This is a genomic window from Arthrobacter russicus, from assembly GCF_031454135.1.
Classification (GTDB): Bacteria; Actinomycetota; Actinomycetes; order Actinomycetales; family Micrococcaceae; genus Renibacterium; species Renibacterium russicum.
On sequence record NZ_JAVDQF010000001.1, the window covers coordinates 1,996,417 to 2,013,802 of the forward strand.

General features: G+C 65.2%; 17 protein-coding genes. 6 read left to right on the forward strand and 11 right to left on the reverse strand.

The genetic code is table 11. The features are described from left to right. Positions 1-11 precede the first annotated feature (11 nt). The 3 genes from tilS to dacB form a co-directional block, all read right to left on the reverse strand. Positions 12-1,100 (reverse strand): tRNA lysidine(34) synthetase TilS, encoded by a 1,089-nt coding sequence (gene tilS, locus JOE69_RS09325; RefSeq protein ID WP_309798077.1) that lies wholly within the window; start codon positions 1,098-1,100, stop codon positions 12-14. 4 nt (positions 1,101-1,104) lie between these two features. After that, complete coding sequence (locus JOE69_RS09330) at positions 1,105-2,214, reverse strand: Rv3626c family coenzyme F420 biosynthesis-associated protein (RefSeq protein ID WP_309798079.1); 1,110 nt, start codon at positions 2,212-2,214, stop codon at positions 1,105-1,107. Between the two features lie 97 nt (positions 2,215-2,311). After that, positions 2,312-3,718 (reverse strand): D-alanyl-D-alanine carboxypeptidase/D-alanyl-D-alanine endopeptidase, encoded by a 1,407-nt coding sequence (dacB, locus tag JOE69_RS09335; protein WP_309798081.1) that lies wholly within the window; start codon positions 3,716-3,718, stop codon positions 2,312-2,314. Positions 3,719-3,867: 149 nt separating this feature from the next. Here dacB and JOE69_RS09340 point away from each other — a divergent pair, with 149 nt between their 5' ends. After that, the gene (locus tag JOE69_RS09340; protein ID WP_296362684.1) at positions 3,868-4,353 is read left to right on the forward strand and encodes an inorganic diphosphatase; all 486 of its coding nucleotides are present in this window, start codon (positions 3,868-3,870) and stop codon (positions 4,351-4,353) included. A 111-nt stretch (positions 4,354-4,464) separates the two neighbouring features. Here JOE69_RS09340 and JOE69_RS09345 read toward each other — a convergent pair whose 3' ends face one another. Together JOE69_RS09345 and serS are read right to left on the reverse strand one after the other, a co-directional pair. Next, positions 4,465-5,310: an HAD family hydrolase gene (locus JOE69_RS09345; RefSeq protein WP_309798084.1), complete on the reverse strand. Its 846-nt coding sequence runs from the start codon at positions 5,308-5,310 to the stop codon at positions 4,465-4,467. A 229-nt stretch (positions 5,311-5,539) separates the two neighbouring features. Continuing rightward, positions 5,540-6,820: a serine--tRNA ligase gene (gene serS / locus JOE69_RS09350; protein WP_309798086.1), complete on the reverse strand. Its 1,281-nt coding sequence runs from the start codon at positions 6,818-6,820 to the stop codon at positions 5,540-5,542. 200 nt (positions 6,821-7,020) lie between these two features. Here serS and JOE69_RS09355 point away from each other — a divergent pair, with 200 nt between their 5' ends. Further along, complete coding sequence (locus tag JOE69_RS09355) at positions 7,021-8,118, forward strand: diacylglycerol/lipid kinase family protein (protein ID WP_309798088.1); 1,098 nt, start codon at positions 7,021-7,023, stop codon at positions 8,116-8,118. A gap of 36 nt (positions 8,119-8,154) precedes the next feature. On the opposite strand, the gene JOE69_RS09360 is transcribed toward JOE69_RS09355, so the two are convergent. The 3 genes from JOE69_RS09360 to JOE69_RS09370 all read right to left on the reverse strand — a co-directional run bounded on the left by JOE69_RS09360 (position 8,155) and on the right by JOE69_RS09370 (position 9,677). Then, the gene (locus JOE69_RS09360) at positions 8,155-8,334 is read right to left on the reverse strand and encodes a hypothetical protein (RefSeq protein ID WP_309798090.1); all 180 of its coding nucleotides are present in this window, start codon (positions 8,332-8,334) and stop codon (positions 8,155-8,157) included. Positions 8,335-8,403: 69 nt separating this feature from the next. Beyond that, positions 8,404-9,324: a prephenate dehydratase gene (gene pheA / locus JOE69_RS09365; RefSeq protein WP_309798092.1), complete on the reverse strand. Its 921-nt coding sequence runs from the start codon at positions 9,322-9,324 to the stop codon at positions 8,404-8,406. 26 nt (positions 9,325-9,350) lie between these two features. Then, a complete protein-coding gene (locus tag JOE69_RS09370; RefSeq protein WP_309798094.1) occupies positions 9,351-9,677 on the reverse strand; it encodes a rhodanese-like domain-containing protein in 327 nt (108 codons plus the stop codon). 108 nt (positions 9,678-9,785) lie between these two features. Here JOE69_RS09370 and JOE69_RS09375 point away from each other — a divergent pair, with 108 nt between their 5' ends. The 3 genes from JOE69_RS09375 to pgm all read left to right on the forward strand — a co-directional run bounded on the left by JOE69_RS09375 (position 9,786) and on the right by pgm (position 13,747). After that, entirely contained in the window at positions 9,786-10,514 is a 729-nt protein-coding gene (locus JOE69_RS09375) for a Type 1 glutamine amidotransferase-like domain-containing protein (protein WP_309798096.1), read from the forward strand. A 73-nt stretch (positions 10,515-10,587) separates the two neighbouring features. Continuing rightward, on the forward strand, positions 10,588-12,057 hold the full coding sequence (locus JOE69_RS09380) for a peptide MFS transporter (protein WP_309798099.1): 1,470 nt from the start codon (positions 10,588-10,590) through the stop codon (positions 12,055-12,057). 55 nt (positions 12,058-12,112) lie between these two features. Then, positions 12,113-13,747 (forward strand): phosphoglucomutase (alpha-D-glucose-1,6-bisphosphate-dependent), encoded by a 1,635-nt coding sequence (pgm, locus tag JOE69_RS09385; RefSeq protein WP_309798101.1) that lies wholly within the window; start codon positions 12,113-12,115, stop codon positions 13,745-13,747. Here the strand turns inward: pgm and JOE69_RS09390 are convergent. Continuing rightward, entirely contained in the window at positions 13,744-14,700 is a 957-nt protein-coding gene (locus tag JOE69_RS09390; protein ID WP_309798104.1) for a cation diffusion facilitator family transporter, read from the reverse strand. The two genes, pgm and JOE69_RS09390, sit on opposite strands and share 4 nt — an antisense overlap. Positions 14,701-14,755: 55 nt before the next feature. Next, on the reverse strand, positions 14,756-15,667 hold the full coding sequence (locus JOE69_RS09395; RefSeq protein ID WP_309798106.1) for an NAD-dependent epimerase/dehydratase family protein: 912 nt from the start codon (positions 15,665-15,667) through the stop codon (positions 14,756-14,758). A gap of 74 nt (positions 15,668-15,741) precedes the next feature. Between JOE69_RS09395 and JOE69_RS09400 the strand changes: the two genes are divergently transcribed. Further along, positions 15,742-16,398: a ScbR family autoregulator-binding transcription factor gene (locus tag JOE69_RS09400; protein WP_309798108.1), complete on the forward strand. Its 657-nt coding sequence runs from the start codon at positions 15,742-15,744 to the stop codon at positions 16,396-16,398. Here JOE69_RS09400 and JOE69_RS09405 read toward each other — a convergent pair. After that, positions 16,376-17,350, reverse strand: a complete 975-nt coding sequence (locus JOE69_RS09405) for a ScbA/BarX family gamma-butyrolactone biosynthesis protein (RefSeq protein ID WP_309798110.1) — start codon at positions 17,348-17,350, stop codon at positions 16,376-16,378. The genes JOE69_RS09400 and JOE69_RS09405 overlap by 23 nt on opposite strands. Positions 17,351-17,386 lie beyond the last annotated feature (36 nt).

Here is a 17,386-nt window from a genome sequence, read left to right on the forward strand (position 1 = left end):
TCCTGACTGGGTTAGGTTTCTTGGGACTGGGAGAGTCTTTTCAAGACTAGTTTCCCATAGCTTGGGCCGGAGTTTCGCGCCTGCCGGTATGCGCTCACTTTGCCGGCCAGCTGCACCGGGCCCGCCGAACCCTGCCTGCGCAGCAACGACTCGGCCGCACGCAGACGCTCGAAGCTCGGTTGCGCTCCGCCGAGTTCGACGACGGCGCGCGCCAGGACCCGGTGCCGCAACGCCGTCGGCAACGCGTTCAGCTCAGCCTCCGCGAGCAGTACCCGGTCGGCGCCGACTTCGGCGATCCGGGTAAATTCCCGGCCGGCCAACTGGTCGAGGAAATCCGCGTCCTGGGCCAGGATGCTCGCCGACCGGTAAAGCGACTGGGCGATTCCCGGGCCGAGCTCGGCCTCCAGGAACGGCAACACCCGATGCCGGATCCGGGACCGGGTGAAACCCGGATCGTCGTTGCTGGGGTCGTGCCACGGCTCCAGCCCCTCGACCGCGCAGATCTCCAGGGTCTCCTCGCGTCGCAAGGGCAGGAAAGGGCGCAGCAACAGCGCACCGGCGAACTCGCGGCTGGCCGGCATCCCGCTCAGCGAGCGGGTGCCCGAGCCCCGGGCCAGCCCGAGCATCACCTGTTCCGCTTGGTCGTCGAGCGTGTGCCCGAGCAGCACCGCCCGAGCGCGGTGTTCGACGGCAGCCGCCGCCAAGGCGTCGTAACGCGCTTTGCGCGCCGAATCTTCCGGCCCGCCACTACCCGGGACGACCCGCACGGTCCGGACCTCCACCGGTGCCAAGCCGAGCTGTCGGAGCGCATCCGCAGTCTGCCGGGCCACTTCGCCGCTGCCTTCCTGCAGCCCGTGGTCCACGACCACGGCACCCACCCGGAAAGCCTTCCGATGTTGGAAGAACGCCGCGACTGCGGCCAATGCCAACGAGTCCGGCCCTCCGCTGCAGGCCACCAGCACCAGGTCCGACGGCGCCAATTCCGGCAGGCTCTCGCGCAGGATGCCGCGCGCCTTGCCGACTACCGGGCGGAGCCGCCGCCGCGGCCCGGCGAAACCGGGCCGCGCGGAAACCGGGCCGATCGAATCCGCGTCCGCCACCCCGCTACAGACCCATCCGTCGGACCCAATCGGCCGGAGCGTGGATCTCCGCTTCGGTGGGCAGATGGTCCGCGGATTCCCAGACCGCGTTGAACCCGGCCATGCCTACTTGGTCGACGACCGCTCGGACGAAGCGTGCGCCATCGGTGTACTGGCGCATTTTGGCATTGAGGCCCAGCAGGTTGCGGATGAACTTCTCCACGGCGCTCCGGTCTTTGCCGCGGGCATTGAACCGCTGCCGGATGGTCTTCACCGTGGGCACGATCGAAGCATCCACCGCGTCCATCACCACATTCGCGTGGCCTTCCAGCAAACTCATCACCGCGGTCAGATGCGAGAGCGCCGCCTTTTCCGCCGGGTCTTGGAGCAACTCCATCAGGCCGCCGGGCTTGTTCGGCCCGGCCGGTTCGGCCGGAGTCCTCCCGGCACTGCGGACCGCTGCGGAAACCCGCTCGCCCAAGGAGTCGATATTGCCCAGCAGCAGCCCGCTGAGCTTGTCCACCTCCTGCAGCATGTGGTCCCGGAGCCAGGGCGCGGCCGCGAATTGCACCCGGTGCGTCTGTTCGTGGAGGCAGACCCACAATCTGAAATCGCCCGGCTCCACGCCCAGCTCGCGTTCCACCGAAATGATGTTCGGAGCCACCAGCAGCAATCGGCCGGCCGGCGGAATCTGCGAACCGGCGGCCAGCGCGGCGAACGGATCGTACTGGCCCAGGACCTTGGACGAAAGGAAGGCCAGGATTCCGCCCAGCTGAGCCCCGGTCACCGTTCCGCTGATCGCCCGGGCCGTCGGCCGCAGCGCATTTTGGCCGCGCGCTTTGTCTTCCAAGTTCGCCAGGGTACCGGCCAGCATCACCGAAAAGCTCTGCGTGTTCGCCTTCGCCCAGGAAGCCCGGTCCACGATCAGCACCTGCGAGTCACGCAGATCTGCAGCCGCGTCCAAACCGGTGATCTGGTGCACGTGCGGCACTGCCCGGTCCGCCATCCGGCGCAGATCGGCTACCGCGGCGCCGATCTCATTGCTGCTGAGCGTTGGCCCGGGCGCCGCGAGTTTGGCCGCGGTGCTGGCCGCGAGCTCCCAATTGATCAAGTTCTGCTTCTCGAGTGCGCTCACCCGACCATCTCACCACAGATCGCTGTGGCGGACCCGTGCCAGTCCGCAAATATCGCCGCCAGCCGAAGTTTGCCCCGGCCGGCTCGACGGCGATCGTTCAGCGGCAGCCGCAACCGGCAAGCGTCGCCGCCGCCTGGTCCAATAACGGCTGGGCAACCGCGCTGCCGCCGCTGAAGTTGTTGCCCATGAAAGAAAAGACCAGTAGCCGGCCATCGGCGTCGAGCACGAAGCCGGAGAGGGTTTTGACCACATTGAGCGTTCCGGTCTTCGCCCGGACCAGACCCGATCCCGCAGCGGTTTCGGCGGTGTCGTAGCGGGATTCGAGCGTGCCGCTCAATCCGGCCACCGGGAAGCCGTCGATCGCCCTGCGGATATTGGCGTCGTCGCCGGTCACGATGAGCTTCACCAGCTGTGCGAATTGCGCGGCACTGACCTGGTTCGCCATGGCGAGGCCGCTGCTGTCAGCCAGGGTGAGCCCGGTGACGTCGACGCCCAAAGACTTCACGGTCGCCAAGGTGACCGCGGTCGCGTCTGCCGAGCTGCCGGGCCGCTGCTGCCCGGTGGCGGCGAGTCTGGCCAGCACCTCAGCCAGGAAGTTGTCGGAGTTCTGCAACATGTAGGCCACTTGCTCGGCCACCGTCGCCGACGCCACGGCGGCCAGCTGCTCGGTCGCGGCCGGATCGCCCGCGGCAACCCGGCCCACTGCGCCCTGCACCGGCACGCCGAGCTTGCCCAGGATCGAGGCGAAGAGCTGGGCCGCCGCCAACGCGCTGTCTTGCGGCCGGCTGCCGCCCTTGAGATCGGGCATCGCGGAATTGGTCGCCAACGGGAACACCGGGGCGATTTCCCCGGCCGTGACGTCTCCGGTATCCCATTCCGGATTCAGCGCCGCACCGGTGAACACCGAATCGTCCAGCAGCAAGCGCACGCCGCCGCTGGCGGAGCCGCCCAATGCCGCCACGGTCTGTTGCGCCAGGCTGGTCAGGCCGGCATGGCCGTTGACCGCGCCTGGTGCGGAGTCGCCGGCGCCCAGCAGCACGTCGCCGCCGGCCCGCAACACCAAGGTGCCGGGCTCTGAACCGCGCAGCACCGAAGTCTGCAATCTGGTGTCCGCACCGAGGTTCTTGAGCGCGCTGACCGCGGTGAAGAGCTTCAGGTTCGACGCCGGGACTGCTGCCGCCGTCGCCCTGCGGTCGTAGAGCACGGCGCCGGTCGCGGCGTCGAGCACCTGGCCGGTCAGGCTCCCGGCGTCCGAGGCCAGGATCGGGTTCAACAGCGCCGCGAGCCGGGCCGGGTCCGGCTGCGCGGCGTCGGCCTTGGGACTGGCCGCGACACCCATCGGAGCCAACGAGGCCGGCGGCAGTTGCGCGGCGGGAATCACCGGAGCCGGCGGGCTGGGCGGGGCGATGAACGCCGGCGCCGCGTTGATGGCCGCCGGGACTGCGAGCGCGGCCAATGCCAAGGCCAGCAGTCCAGCTTGCAGGGCGCGGGCCGTTCGGCGCATCGGCTGGTCTCTCCTGTGCTTCCAGATCGGACCGTTCGCGGGCCGTTCTAATTCTTTCCGGCGGCTCGTGCGCCTATATCCTCATAGTAGACGGAGCCTCTGGCTCCTTTGGAATCGTCAGATTCACCAACCGTTTTGGAGGAACACCCATGAAGCACGACGTCACGATCGAGATTCCGCGCGGCTCGCGGGTCAAATACGAAGTGGACCACGAGACCGGGCAGATCCGGCTGGACCGCATCCTGTTCACCTCGATGCAGTACCCCACGCACTATGGTTTCTTCGACAACACCTTGGGCGAGGATGGCGACCCCTTGGACGCCTTGGTCTTGCTGCAGGAGTACGATCTGCACCCCGGCGTGGTGCTGGAAGCCCGGCCGATCGCAGTCTTCAACATGACCGACGACGGCGGCGGCGACGCCAAGGTGCTCTGTGTGCTGGACGATCCGCGGTATGCGCACATCCAGGAATTGGCCGACGTCGAAGCCTCCCTGGTGCAGGAAATCGAACACTTCTTCACGCATTACAAGGACCTGGAGCCCGGCAAATGGGTCAAGGCCGAAGGCTGGGCGGACAAAGCTGCCGCCGAAGCCGAGTTGGCAGCCTCGATCAAGCGGTTCGCGGAGAACCACTGACCCCTCGTAGCACTTCCGCCGCCCGTCTGATCACGGGTTTCAGTGGTCAGGGCCGTCCCTGCCCACTGAAACTTCCGATTGGACGGGCGGCGTGCTTTGGGCTCAGCTGCGCTAGGCCAGGATGCTGCGCAACACCCGCGCCGCGCCGTCGTCGTACACCGAGGCGGTGATTTCGCTCGCCGCGTCCTGGACGCCTTGCGGAGCCTGGCCCATGGCCACTCCACGATGCGCCCAGCGCAGCATTTCAACGTCGTTGAAGCCATCGCCGACGGCGACCGTCGAGCTGGCGTCCAAGCGCAAATCGGCACGGAGCTTTTCCAAAGCCGAGGCCTTGGTGACCCCGGCGGCGGCGATATCCAACCAGGCCGACCAACCGACCGAATAGGTCACCCCGTGCAAACCGATGCCCTGCACCGCGGCTTCGAATTCCGCGAGCGGCACCTCTTGGCTGTGCACCACCACCCGGACCGCCCGGGCGTCCAGGAGTTCTTCGAAATCCACACTGCGGGCCCGGATGCCGAAGCTGGCATCCTGGAAGCTGCTGGTGGAGAGGAATTCCCCGTCGGCCGCCTCGACCGCATACATTGCTGCCGGCAAGGTGCTGCGCAGCGCGGTCAGTGCGTCCCTGGGCGAAAAGGTCTCTTTGTGGACCACCTCGAATCCACCAGGCAGCGACGGGTCCAAGCGGACCGTGACGCCGCCGTTGCAGCAGACCCCGAAACCGGTTTGCAATCCGATCCGTTCGATCACCGGCAGCGTCGCCTGGAGCGATCGTCCGGTAGCGATGATCACCTGGTGCCCGGCATCGACCACTGCGCGGGCGGCCTCGCGGACCTCATCGGTCATCGCGCCGTCGTGATCAACCAGAGTGCCGTCGACGTCGAGCGCGATCAATTTCTGTTCCTTATTTCTCCGGTCATCGTTGCCGGAGACTGAATATTCAGTCATGGTTTCCATGATTACAGTGAAACAGATTGCGCGGAGACCGCCTAGGACGCAGCGCACAGAAGCCGTGAACTACAGGTGAATATTCACAGGCCCATCCCCAGTGTGAATGTTAACCTTGCCGCTTCAACTGCGCCCAAAACCGTTACTTTATGGACACCAGCTCGCCGCCTGTCTACCTTTAGCGGATGATAAGCCAGGTTCTACTTTAATAAAGTAGCGGTTTTGAGCAGGAGCGGCCTCAGACCAGCTCGAACGTTTCCAAGCCGCCGAGGTAGGGGCGGAGCCTTTCCGGGACCGTGACCGTGCCGTCGGCATTTTGATGGTTCTCCAAAATCGCCACGATCCAACGCGTAGTTGCCAGGGTTCCGTTCAGGGTGGCCACCGGCCTGGTGCCTTTGGCGTCGACGCCGGGGATCCGCTCCCGGATATTGAGCCGGCGCGCCTGGAAACCCGTGCAATTCGAGGTCGAGGTCAATTCGCGGTACTGGCCCTGACTCGGAATCCAGGCTTCGCAGTCGAATTTGCGCGCCGCGGAAAGCCCCAAATCTCCGGCGGCGGTATCGATCACCCGATACGGCACCCCGAGGTTCGCCAGCATTTCCTCTTCCCAGGCCAGCAGCCTCGCGTGTTCCGCTTCGGCTTCGTCCAAGGTGGTGTACACGAACATCTCGAGCTTGTTGAACTGGTGTACCCGAATGATGCCCCGGGTGTCCTTGCCGGCCGAACCGGCCTCGCGGCGGTAGCAGGATGACCAACCGGCATAACGCAGCGGCCCCTTCGACAGGTCGATGATCTCATCGCCGTGGTAACCGGCCAGAGCCACCTCCGAGGTGCCGACCAGGTAGAGATCGTCCTTTTCCAGGCGGTAGATCTCGTCATCGTGCTTGACATCGAATCCGGTCCCCGCCATGGTCTCCGGGCGGACCAGGGTCGGCGTGATCATCGGAATGAAGCCATACCGCAGAGCCTGATCGAGCGCCATGTTCATGAGCGCGATTTCAAGCCTGGCCACCGGGCCTTTGAGGAAACTGAACCGGGCACCGGAGACCTTCGCGCCACGCTCCATGTCGATGCCGCCGATCAACTCGCCGACCTCCAGATGATCCCGGGGTTCGAACCCGGCCGCCGAAAAATCCCGCGGCTCGCCCACCGTTTTGACCAGCTCGAAGTCGGCCTCGCCGCCAGTGGGCACGCCGTCGATGATCAGGTTCGGGAACGCCCTCAGCAGTTCGTCCAGCTCGGCCTGCGCCGCGTCGGCCGCCGCTGCAGCGGTTTTGACCTGACCGGCGAGCTCCTTGACCTGGCCGAGCAACTCCTGCTTCGCTTCGCCCTTGGCCGCGGCGACCTTTTTCCCGAAGGCATTCTGTTCGGCCCGCAAGGCCTCAAAGGAGGTGATCGCGTGCTTCCGGGACTGGTCCGCGGAAATGATCGAGTCCACCAGGGATTCCTTGTCGCCGCGCGCACGCTGGCTGGCTCGGTAGACATCCGGATTCTCACAAAGGTCTTTGACATCGATCATGAAGCTAAGCCTATAACCCGAGGGCCCCGAGCCTCGCTTGCGAGGCTTGGGAGGGTTATCGGCGCTATAACCCGAGGGCCCCGAGCCTCGCTTGCGAGGCAAGGGAGTGGCTGTGGACTTGCGAGGCACCCGGGACTAATTCGGCCGTCGCACGTTAATCAGGCAGCACAGCAGTTGGCACGGACTATTGTAGGAAGACTATGACTCCCGCACTCTGGATCACACTGATCGCCGTCGGCGCAGTGGTCCTTTCCATCGCAAGCTGGTGGGGGGTCCGGAAGTTGGGCCGGAAGCACAACCGGAGCGCGGTCGGCGAACCGGCACAGCCCGGACCGTCCGGACCGCAGAAGGTCGCCGTGGTTTTGAACCCGGTCAAGGCCCAGGCGAACCAGGCCAGGTCGGCGATCCGGGCCGCGATCGCCGACGCCGGCTGGCCGGAGCCGCTGTTTTTGGAAACCACGGTTGCAGATCCCGGCTATGCGCAAACCCGGCAAGCCCTGAACTGGGGGGCCGACGTCGTGGTGGTCGGCGGCGGAGACGGGACCGTGCGGGTGGTCGCGGAGGTCCTCAAACACACTCCGGTGGCGATGGGTTTGGTCCCGTTGGGCACCGGGAACCTGCTGGCCCGGAACCTCGACCTGGACATCAACAACGTCGACGCCAATGTCCGCACCGCTTTGTTCGGCTACCAACGCCGGGTGGACACCGCGACCATGGAACTGGAGAACTCGGTCTCCGGAGCACACTCGACGCACACCTTCTTGGTGATCGCCGGCATCGGCATGGACGCCGAAGTGGTCGGCGACACCAATGACGGTTTGAAGAAGTCGGTCGGCTGGCTCGCCTACAGCGAAGCCGGGGTGCGGCACCTCCCTGGGCGACGGAAAAAAGTCGCGGTCGCGCTCGACGACGCCCCCAGCCAGCAGCGCAAAGTCCGCTCGGTGCTGTTCGCCAATTGCGGACTGCTGCCGGGCGGCATCGATTTCATCCCCGGCGCGCTCATCGACGACGGGATCCTGGACGTCGTCGTGATCAGCCCGCGCAGCGCGCTGGGCTGGATCGCGATGATGGGCAAAGTGCTGTTCAAGCACAATCGCAAGCTGCCGGTGATCGACTTCTACCGCGCCGAAACCATCGTGCTGCGCACTGCGGTGCCGGAAGAGACCCAGCTCGACGGCGACCCGGCGGGCAAAGCCACCAAGGTCACCGTCGCCGTCGAAAAACGCGCGCTCACCGTCCGGGTGAACCCGGATCACGCCCCAGAAGAACACGGCCGTTGGGCTGCCCGGGCTTCCTGACCGGCAGCCGGACCGACCGGCTGAAACGCTCCGGAGCTAGTCGGCGTCCGCTTCCGGTTGCGCCTGCTGCCGGATCAAAGCTTCCTCTTCATTGAACCGCAAGTCGTTGGCCTCATCGCCGAGGTCGCCGACCGCGTCGTAGTCCAGCTCCGGATCATAAACCGCGTCCGGATTGACGATGGTGCCGTCGGCATTGCTATCGACGTTCTCAGTCATGCTTCCTCCTGTTGACTCGACCACTTGCAGGAAAGCATAGACGCCCGGCCCGGGATCTGCCCGCATTGCCTATTCCGCGAGCAACCCGTCGAACCAGCGCTGCGCCTGGTCGAAGACCCGGTCGGTGGTGTGCGCCGGAATCTCCGGAACTTGCGCGTCCGCTCGGGGATACGAACCCATGAACCGGATCTGCGGACTGATCCGGTGCAGGGCACGCAGCGCCTCGGCCATCCTGGCCTCGGCGATGTGCCCGTCGGCATCGATGCTGAAGAAGTAGTGGCCCAGGAACTGACCGGTCGGCCGGGACTCGATCCGGCTCAAGTTGACGCCCCGGGTGGCGAATTGGTCCAGGATTTCCATCAAGGCGCCCGGCCGGTCCTCGGGCAGCGGAATCGCCACGGTGGTTTTGTCCGCGCCAGTGGCTTCTGGCAGTGCTCCCGGCCTGGCGACCAGGACGAATCGGGTCACCGCGCCGGAATTGTCTTCGATGTTCTCGGCCAGGATCGCCAAGCCGAGCCGCTCGGCGACCGGTCGGGCACAAATTGCCGCTTGGTAGTCCGGGGCCCCGGAAACCAGGGCATGGGCAGCTGCTCCGGTCGACGTCACCGGAATATATTCTGCATTAGGAATATTTCGGTCGGCCCAGATCCGGGTTTGCGCCCAGGCATGCGGATGGGTGCCCACCCGGACCACCGAGCCGAGGTCCACGCCGGGCTGCGCCGCGAGCACAAAACTCACCGGCACGATTACCTCGCGGATGATCCGGAGCGCTTGGCCGCTGGCGATCGCATCGAGCGTCGCCGAAACTCCGCCTTCGACCGAATTCTCAATCGGGAGCATTGCTGCATCGCATTCACCGGACCGCACCTTCGCCAAGGCAGCCGCGGCATTCACCGATGGCACCCGCACAGCCTCGGCAGCACCAGGCACCTTGAGCAGCGCCATTTCGGTGAAGGTGCCCTCCGGCCCCAAGAATGTGTAGGTATCCATGCTTATATTCCTCTCGGAGAATGCAACTAACGCACCTGCGGGGCCCGGCCGTTTTCCGAGACCATGGGTTTGTCCGCATCCTGCCAGGCACCCATGCCGCCGATGACGTTGAGCGCGGAATAGCCTTGCGCGTTGAGCCACTGCACCGCTCGGAAAGACCGGCCACCGCTGCGGCAGATCACGTAAAGATCCTCGTCCGGATCGAGCTCTTCGAACCGGAGCGGCAGCTCGTCGAGCGGAATGTGCACTGCGCCCGCGATGTGCCCCTCTTCCCATTCGTAGGCTTCGCGTACGTCCAGGATCTTCGTACCGGCGGCCAGCTCTTCGACTGAAACGCTGTCGATGTCGCTCATCGGGGCATCGTCCTTCCGTTGCTTTCCTTGCCTGCTGCACTGTCTGCGCCTCAGCTTATAGTGAGATCAATCGGGCGGTAGAACCGTTGCGGAGCAAGGGAGTAACAGATGGCGGCCAGCGAACCCACGATCCTCGCCACCTCGGGCGGCTACCGGCCCGGCGCGCGCACCGAGCTGGAATTCGCACCCCTGGTGCACCACGGCGTCGAGCTCTCCGGCGTGGCCGGCCGGGCACCCAGGGTGACCCACCTCGGCACCGCTTCGGGGGATCAGCGCTGGTTCGCCGCGCAGCTGGCCGACGCCGCCCGGGTGGCGGGCTTCGAGCTGACCAACCTGAACCTCTTCGGCATGCCGAACGTGCCCGACATCGAGGCGCATCTGCTGGCCCAGGATCTGGTGTGGGTAGGCGGCGGCTCGGTGGTGAATCTGCTCGCAGTCTGGCGGGCGCACGGTCTGGACCAGATTTTCCGCCGGGTCTGGCAAGCCGGCGTCGTACTGGGCGGAGTTTCTGCCGGTTCGATCTGCTGGTTCCAAGGCGGCACCACCGATTCGTTCGGCCCGGAGCTGCGCGGTGTGGGCAACGGCTTGGCCCTGCTCCCCTACGGCAACGGCGTGCATTACGATTCGGAGGCCCGGCGACGGCCCTTGGTCCATGCCTTGGTGGCCGCCGGCGAGTTGCCGGAGACGCATTGTTCGGACGACGGCGTCGGCCTGGTCTATCGCGGCACCAGCTTGGTGGAGGCGGTCGCCGAGCGTGCGGGGAAGGGCGGCTACATCGTGCGGAAGGTCGCTGATTCCGTCGAGGAAACACGAATCGAGCCGCGGTTTCTCAGCTGATTTGAAGCCGAGTGCCCGATCGGATACCGCGGCCAATATGACAGGCTCCTGACAGAGTGCAAAAATAGAGCAAGTGAGCATCAACACAAACCACGCCGTCACGCCTGAGAAACCAGCTGGCCGCACCTTCTTCGGCCAGCCGTTCCCGCTTTTCAACCTGTTCAGCATTGAACTGTGGGAACGCTTCTCCTACTACGGCATGCAAGCGATCCTTGCCTTCTACATCTACTTCTCGGTGACCGACGGCGGGCTCGGCATCGACAAGATCACGGCCACCGGCCTGGTCGGTTCCTATGGCGGCGTGGTCTACCTGTCCACCATCCTCGGCGCCTGGGTGGCCGACCGGATCCTGGGTTCGGAACGGGTCCTCTTCTTCTCCGGCGGCTTGATCATGGCCGGCCACATCGCCCTCGCCTTGATCCCCGGCGCACTGGGACTCGGCATCGGCTTGCTCCTGGTCGCCGTCGGCTCCGGCGGGTTGAAGGCCAACGCCAGTTCGATCGTCGGTGCGCTGTACAGCGAAAAAGACGAACGCCGCGATGCCGGCTTCTCGATTTTCTACATGGGCATCAACGCGGGCGGTTTCATCGGCCCGCTGGTCACCGGTTGGCTGATGAACGACTACGGATTCCACTGGGGCTTCGGAGCCGCCGCAGTGGGCATGGCGCTCGGCCTGACCCAATACGCACTGACCCGCAAATCGCTTCCGGACGAGGCCCGCGCGGTGCCCAACCCACTGCCCCGGAAGCAATTCCCGATGGTCTTCGGGATCGGCGCTGCCGCCGTCGTGGCGATCGCGGTCGCGGTGCTCTTGGGCTGGATCACGGCACAGAACCTCAAATGGGTGGTCGTCGGAGTGGTCGTGGCCGCCACCATCGCCTATTTCAGCGTGATCCTGGGCAGCCGAAAGGTGTCCGGGCTGGAACGCAGCCGGGTCTACTCGTTCATCCCGCTGTTCCTCGCAAGCACCGCATTCTGGTCGCTCTTCCAGCAGCAGTTCACGGTCTTGCCGATCTACGCGGACCAGCGGCTGGACCGCAACCTCTTCGGTTGGGAAATGCCGGCCGCCTGGGTGCAGTCGATCAACCCGATCTTCATCATCGTCTTCGCCGGGGTGTTCGCGGCGCTGTGGACCAAGCTGGGCAGCCGGCAGCCGAGCACGCCGATCAAGTTCTCCCTGGCCTTGGTCGTGATGGGCGGAGCCTTCCTCTGCTTCCTTCCGCTGACCACCACTGCGTCGGTGCCGCTGCTGGCGCTGGCCGGAATCCTCTTCCTGTTCACCATGGCGGAACTGTTGATCTCCCCGGTAGGGCTTTCGCTGGCGACCAAACTGGCGCCGAAAGCCTTCCACACGCAAATGGTGGCGCTGTTTTTCCTTTCGCTCTCCCTGGGCACCACGCTTTCCGGAGTGCTGGCCGGTTATTACAACACCGAAAACGAGCTGCCGTACTTCCTCACCATCGGCGGCGTCGCGATCCTGCTGGGCATCGCGCTGGCAGCCTCGACCAAACCGGTCCGGAAGCTGATGGCCGGAGTGCCTTGAGCGGATGCCCCGGCTGGTTGATGCCGGCTGCGGCGCACTCTGGCATGCTTAGAGCATGGCTAGCCGCGCGGGTACTGTTGCCCTCCCCACCGACTTGGTCGACCTGACCGACCTGCTCGATGCTTATTACGACGAAAAACCGGATCCGGCGAACCCGGACCAACGGGTGGTCTTCGGCACTTCCGGGCACCGCGGAAGCAGCCTGAAGACTTCGTTCAACGAGGACCACATCCTGGCTACCAGCCAGGCGATCGTCGAATACCGGCGCAGCCAGGGCATCGCCGGACCGCTGTTCCTGGCCAAGGACACGCATGCGCTGTCCGAGCCGGCCCAGAACTCCGCGCTCGAGGTCTTGGTCGGCAACGGGGTCCAAGTGCTGATCGACGCCCGGCACGGGTTCACCCCGACCCCAGCGTTGAGCCACGCCGTGCTGAGCTACAACCACGGCCCGGTAACGCACCCGGACCAGGCGGACGGCATCGTGGTCACGCCTTCGCACAATCCGCCCGGCGACGGTGGATTCAAGTACAACCCGCCGCATGGCGGACCCGCGGACAGCGATGCCACCACGTGGATCGCCAACCGTGCCAACCAGCTGTTGGAGAACCGGCTCGACGGCGTGAAGCGGGTTCCGCTGACCACCGCACTGAACCAAGCCGGCAGCTTCGACTTCCTCTCCAGCTATGTCGACGTGCTCCCCGAAGTCTTGGATCTGGATGCGATCCGGGCTGCCGGGGTGCGGATCGGGGCCGACCCGATGGGCGGCGCTTCGGTGGATTACTGGGGCGAGATCAGCGAACGGCACCACTTGGACTTGACCGTGGTCAACCCGACCATCGACCCGCAATGGGCGTTCATGACCCTGGACTGGGACGAGAAGATCCGGATGGACTGCTCTTCGCCGTTTGCGATGGCTTCGTTGATCAGCAAGGCTGCGGATTTCGACATCGCCACCGGCAATGACGCCGACGCCGACCGGCACGGCATCGTGACCCCGGACGCCGGCCTGATGAACCCCAACCACTTCCTGGCCGTCGCGATCCAATACCTCTACACGCACCGGAAACAATGGCCCGCCGATGCCGGTGTGGGGAAGACCCTGGTCTCCTCTTCGATCATCGACCGGGTGGCCGCGGAACTGGGCCGGAAGCTCATCGAGGTGCCAGTGGGCTTCAAATGGTTCGTGCCCGGCCTGCTTTCCGGCTCCGGCGTCTTCGGCGGCGAAGAATCGGCCGGGGCGTCTTTCGTCCGGCGCAACGGCAAGGTCTGGACCACGGACAAGGACGGGATCCTGCTGGCCTTGCTGGCTTCCGAGATCGCCGCGGTCACCGGCGCCTCGCCCTCGCAGCACTATGCCCGGCTGACCGAGAAGTTCGGTGCGCCGTCGTACGCACGGGTGGACGCGGCAGCGAGCCGGGAGCAGAAGGCGAAGCTCGGCCGGCTGGCCGCCTCCGACGTCGTCGCCACCGAACTGGCCGGTGAGCCGATCACCGCCAAACTCACCGAAGCGCCCGGCAACGGCGCGCCGATCGGCGGGCTCAAGGTTACCACCGCGAACGCTTGGTTCGCGGCACGCCCGTCCGGCACCGAGGACGTCTACAAGATCTACGCCGAATCCTTCAAGGGCGACGCGCACCTCCAGCTGGTCCAGGCAGAGGCGAAGGCCCTGGTCGACGGCGTCATCGGCTAGGCGTGCACGCCTGATTCGTGTTCCGTGTGCTTGGCCGGCTCCAACTGGAAGGTGGAGTGTTCGATGCTGACGTCGAAATGCCCGGCGACGCATTGCTGCAATTGATCCAACATCTGCGGCGCATGGCCGTCGTGGAAACATTCCTCTTCCACCACGATGTGCGCGGTCAGCACCGGGAGCCCGGTGGCGATCTGGGTCACGTGCAAGTCGTGCACTTCGAGCACGTGCGGCACCCCCAACAAGTGATCCCGCAGCTGCGCGACGTCGAGGCCCTTGGGCGTTGATTCGAGCAGCACGTTGATGGTCTCCCAGAGCAGTTTCACGGTGCGCGGCAAGATCAGCATGCCGATCAGCATCGCGACCAAGGCGTCCGCCTGAACCCAGCCGGTGGTGCTGATGATGATCGCCGCGACGATCACGGCAACCGAACCGAGCGCGTCGTTGAGCACCTCAAGGAATGCCGCCCGCATATTGAAATTGGCTTTGCGCCCGGTGGCCAGCACCAGCAAGGAGACGACATTGCCCAACAGGCCGATCACCCCGAAGACGATCATTTCATTGCTCGCGACATAGCTGGGGTTGATCAACCGGTCAATACCCTCGATCAGCACGAACAGCCCCACGCCCAACAACAACGCGGCTTGTGCGGTGGCCGCCAGCACTTCGGCCCGGGCGAATCCCCAACTCCGCTTGTCCGAAGTCGGCTTGCCCGCCAGCCAAGCCGCGATCAGCGCCATCACCAACCCGCCGGCATCGGTGAGCACATGGGCGGAGTCGAAAAGCAAGGCCAAAGACCCCGTGATGATCGAGCCGATCACTTGGAAGACGAAGACCGCCAAAGTGATGCCGAGCGCGATGGCGATCCTGGTCCGGTGCACACCGGCACCGTGGTTATGCCCGGCGGAGCCGTGGCTGTGCGCCTGGGTTCCGTGCTGGTGGCCGTGTTCCGTCATAGCAGCATCGTAGTGCGTGGCGCTGGGTCCGGATTTCACCGGTTCCGTGACCGGATCAAGTCCCGATCCGGCTGCGGTACCAGGCACGCGTGGCCGGCTCCGCCAACGAAAACGACGACGGCGGCAACCCGGAGCGATTCCAGAGCGGTGCCGCATCGAGCCAGCCGTCGACGCCGATCATGCTGACCTGGTGCCGGCTGAACCCGGCGTCGCCGAGCAGCTCCTGCGCCCGCGGCAGCGAAACCGAGCCCGACAAGCCCAGTGGACCGATCTGCGACTCGATCTGCGCCACGAGTTCGGACAATCGCACCGGTTCGGGAGCGGCTGCATGGAAGATGCCGCCGATCGGGCCTTCGGCCAGCGCCAGAGCCGCCACCAACCGGCCCAGCTCGACCGAGCTGATCAGCGAAAGCCGCGCGCTGCCATGCTCGATTTGGCTGCCCAGCCTCCGGAAAAGCTTCACCACGCCCGGGATGAACCACCGGTCCGCCGGACCGTACACCAGATAAGGGCGCAGCACGGTGCCGCCGGCGTCGAGCACCATCTGATCCGCGATCGAGCGGTGGCGGCTAATCATCGACTCCGGGTTCGCCGACTGGTCCAGAACGCCGATTCCCCGGTGCGGGCCCGAGCCGTAGACCGCTGCCGTGCTCATCTGGAGGCACCGGCTGACCCCTGCCCGGGCTGCGGCGTCCAGGAGGTTGGCGGTGCCCTGGAGGTACAGCCGCTCCGCCGCCTCGGGGTCCGATCCCAGGTAGGACGTGGCGTTCACCACAATTTCGATTCCATCCATGGCCTCTTGTAAGCTGGCCGGGTGGTTCAAGTCGCCGATGAATTGTGAATCGTCGGACCCTGCCGACCGATTCCGCAATAGCACCCGGGGCTCCGGGGTCGTGGACGCAGACCATGCGGCCAGGATCTGACGACCGATGAAACCGGTAGAACCGATCAGCAGAATCCTCGTCATGAACGCGGGTCTCCTCGGTAAGCGAACGGGTGCGGACTTCGCTATCCCAGCCTAATTGAACGGAAATTCATACCATGCAAGAAAGGGCGCTGGCCACCCGCTCGCTGATTCTGCTCGGCGCGGCCCGGGTATTCAACCAGTTCGGCTTCAACGGATCCAACCTCGCCTTGGCCGCGGAAGAAGCCAAGGTGACCAAGGGCGCCGTGTATTTCCACTTTTCCTCGAAACTGGAACTGGCAAAAGCCGTGATTGCCGAGCAGCACCGGTTGGTGCAGGAGAAAATCGCCGAAAACAACCGGGATGAACAACGCGCGCTGGCCGTCATGATCGCCAGCTGCCAGGAATTCGCGAATCTGCTGCAAACCGACACCGTGGTCAAAGCCGGCATCCGGTTGACCTTCGAGGGCCCGACTTTCGGCCTCGACGTCGCGGGCCCCTACATCGACTGGATTGCGGACATGACCCAGCTTGCCCTCACCGCGAAGGAGCAGGGCGACATCAATCCCGACGTCGACGCCAAGGCCTTCGCGATGTTCCTGGTCGGTTCCTTCACCGGCGTGCAAATGGTTTCGGAAATCATTTCCGACCGCCGTGAACTCAGCAAAGAGATCAAGAACATGTGGTGGTCGATCGGCAATACGGTCTTTTCCGAAAAGGCCCGCAGCGACGCACGGATCAGCACACTGATCGAGGGTCCGCTCGAACCGCTCACGCCTCCGGAAATGGCGTGACCACAGGATCCGGAAACTCCAGGATGAGCTGAATCCGGGCCCGGACGGTGCTGTGCACCAGCACCTCCACCGACCACGGTTGCATCCGGGGCCGGCCCTGGCCGGCATCGGTCGGCACCGCCAAAAACCGCACCGGATCCCAGAGTTCGATCGGCTGCTCGAAAGTACCGCCCATCGCGACAATCCGGCTGCGGTCGAACCCGGCCGCACGTTGCGCCGCCTGTTGCGCCGCGACGAAAAGCAGCATGCCGGGCACATGGTCCAGCGGGTGGTCGAAAAAGACCGGATGGTGGGTATCCACCACCAAGAACGGCACCGGGCTGGAATCGTCCAGGACGGTGTTTCGCTCCGGCTGCGACGGCACCCGGGGAAGCGCCGGCCGGGGCTCGGCAGCCGCGCGCAGACTCCGCGCATTCCGGCGCAATCGCCGATAGACCCGCGGTGCGACCAGTTGCGCCACGGAACTGCCACGAGCCACCAGCTCACCGCCGACGTAAAAGGCGCTGGCCGCGTCCAGCCTGCTCAGCAGGCCATTGCGGAAGCGGACCTCGGTCGAGACCACGACCACCACATTGGTGCTGGCAGTCTCCCGCCAACCGGCTTCGGGAACCAGTTCGAGGGACATCTCCGAAAGCAGGAATTTCTGCTCGAACGGCACCTTGAGGTACCGGTGCGCGATGCAGATGGAAATCTGCCGAATCGTTTCGGCCACCAAGTGGCCGTCGTAATATCCCGCGTATCCGTCGTAAAGCAGGTGCCACCTGGGCCATTGCACGCCGATCCCGAAGCGGTCCCGGCCGAGCCGGGTGGAATCGGTGAGGAAGACCTCGCTGAGCGAATGCCGATGGACCAAGCGGCGATCGACGGTCCGCTCGAAGCTGATCGAAGACGCCGCCCGACCGACGTCGGGAATTTCGGGGAAGGTATCTTCCTGAGCGATTGGCTGATCCACAGTTGACCCAGTATAGAGCCCAAATTAACCCCGTGG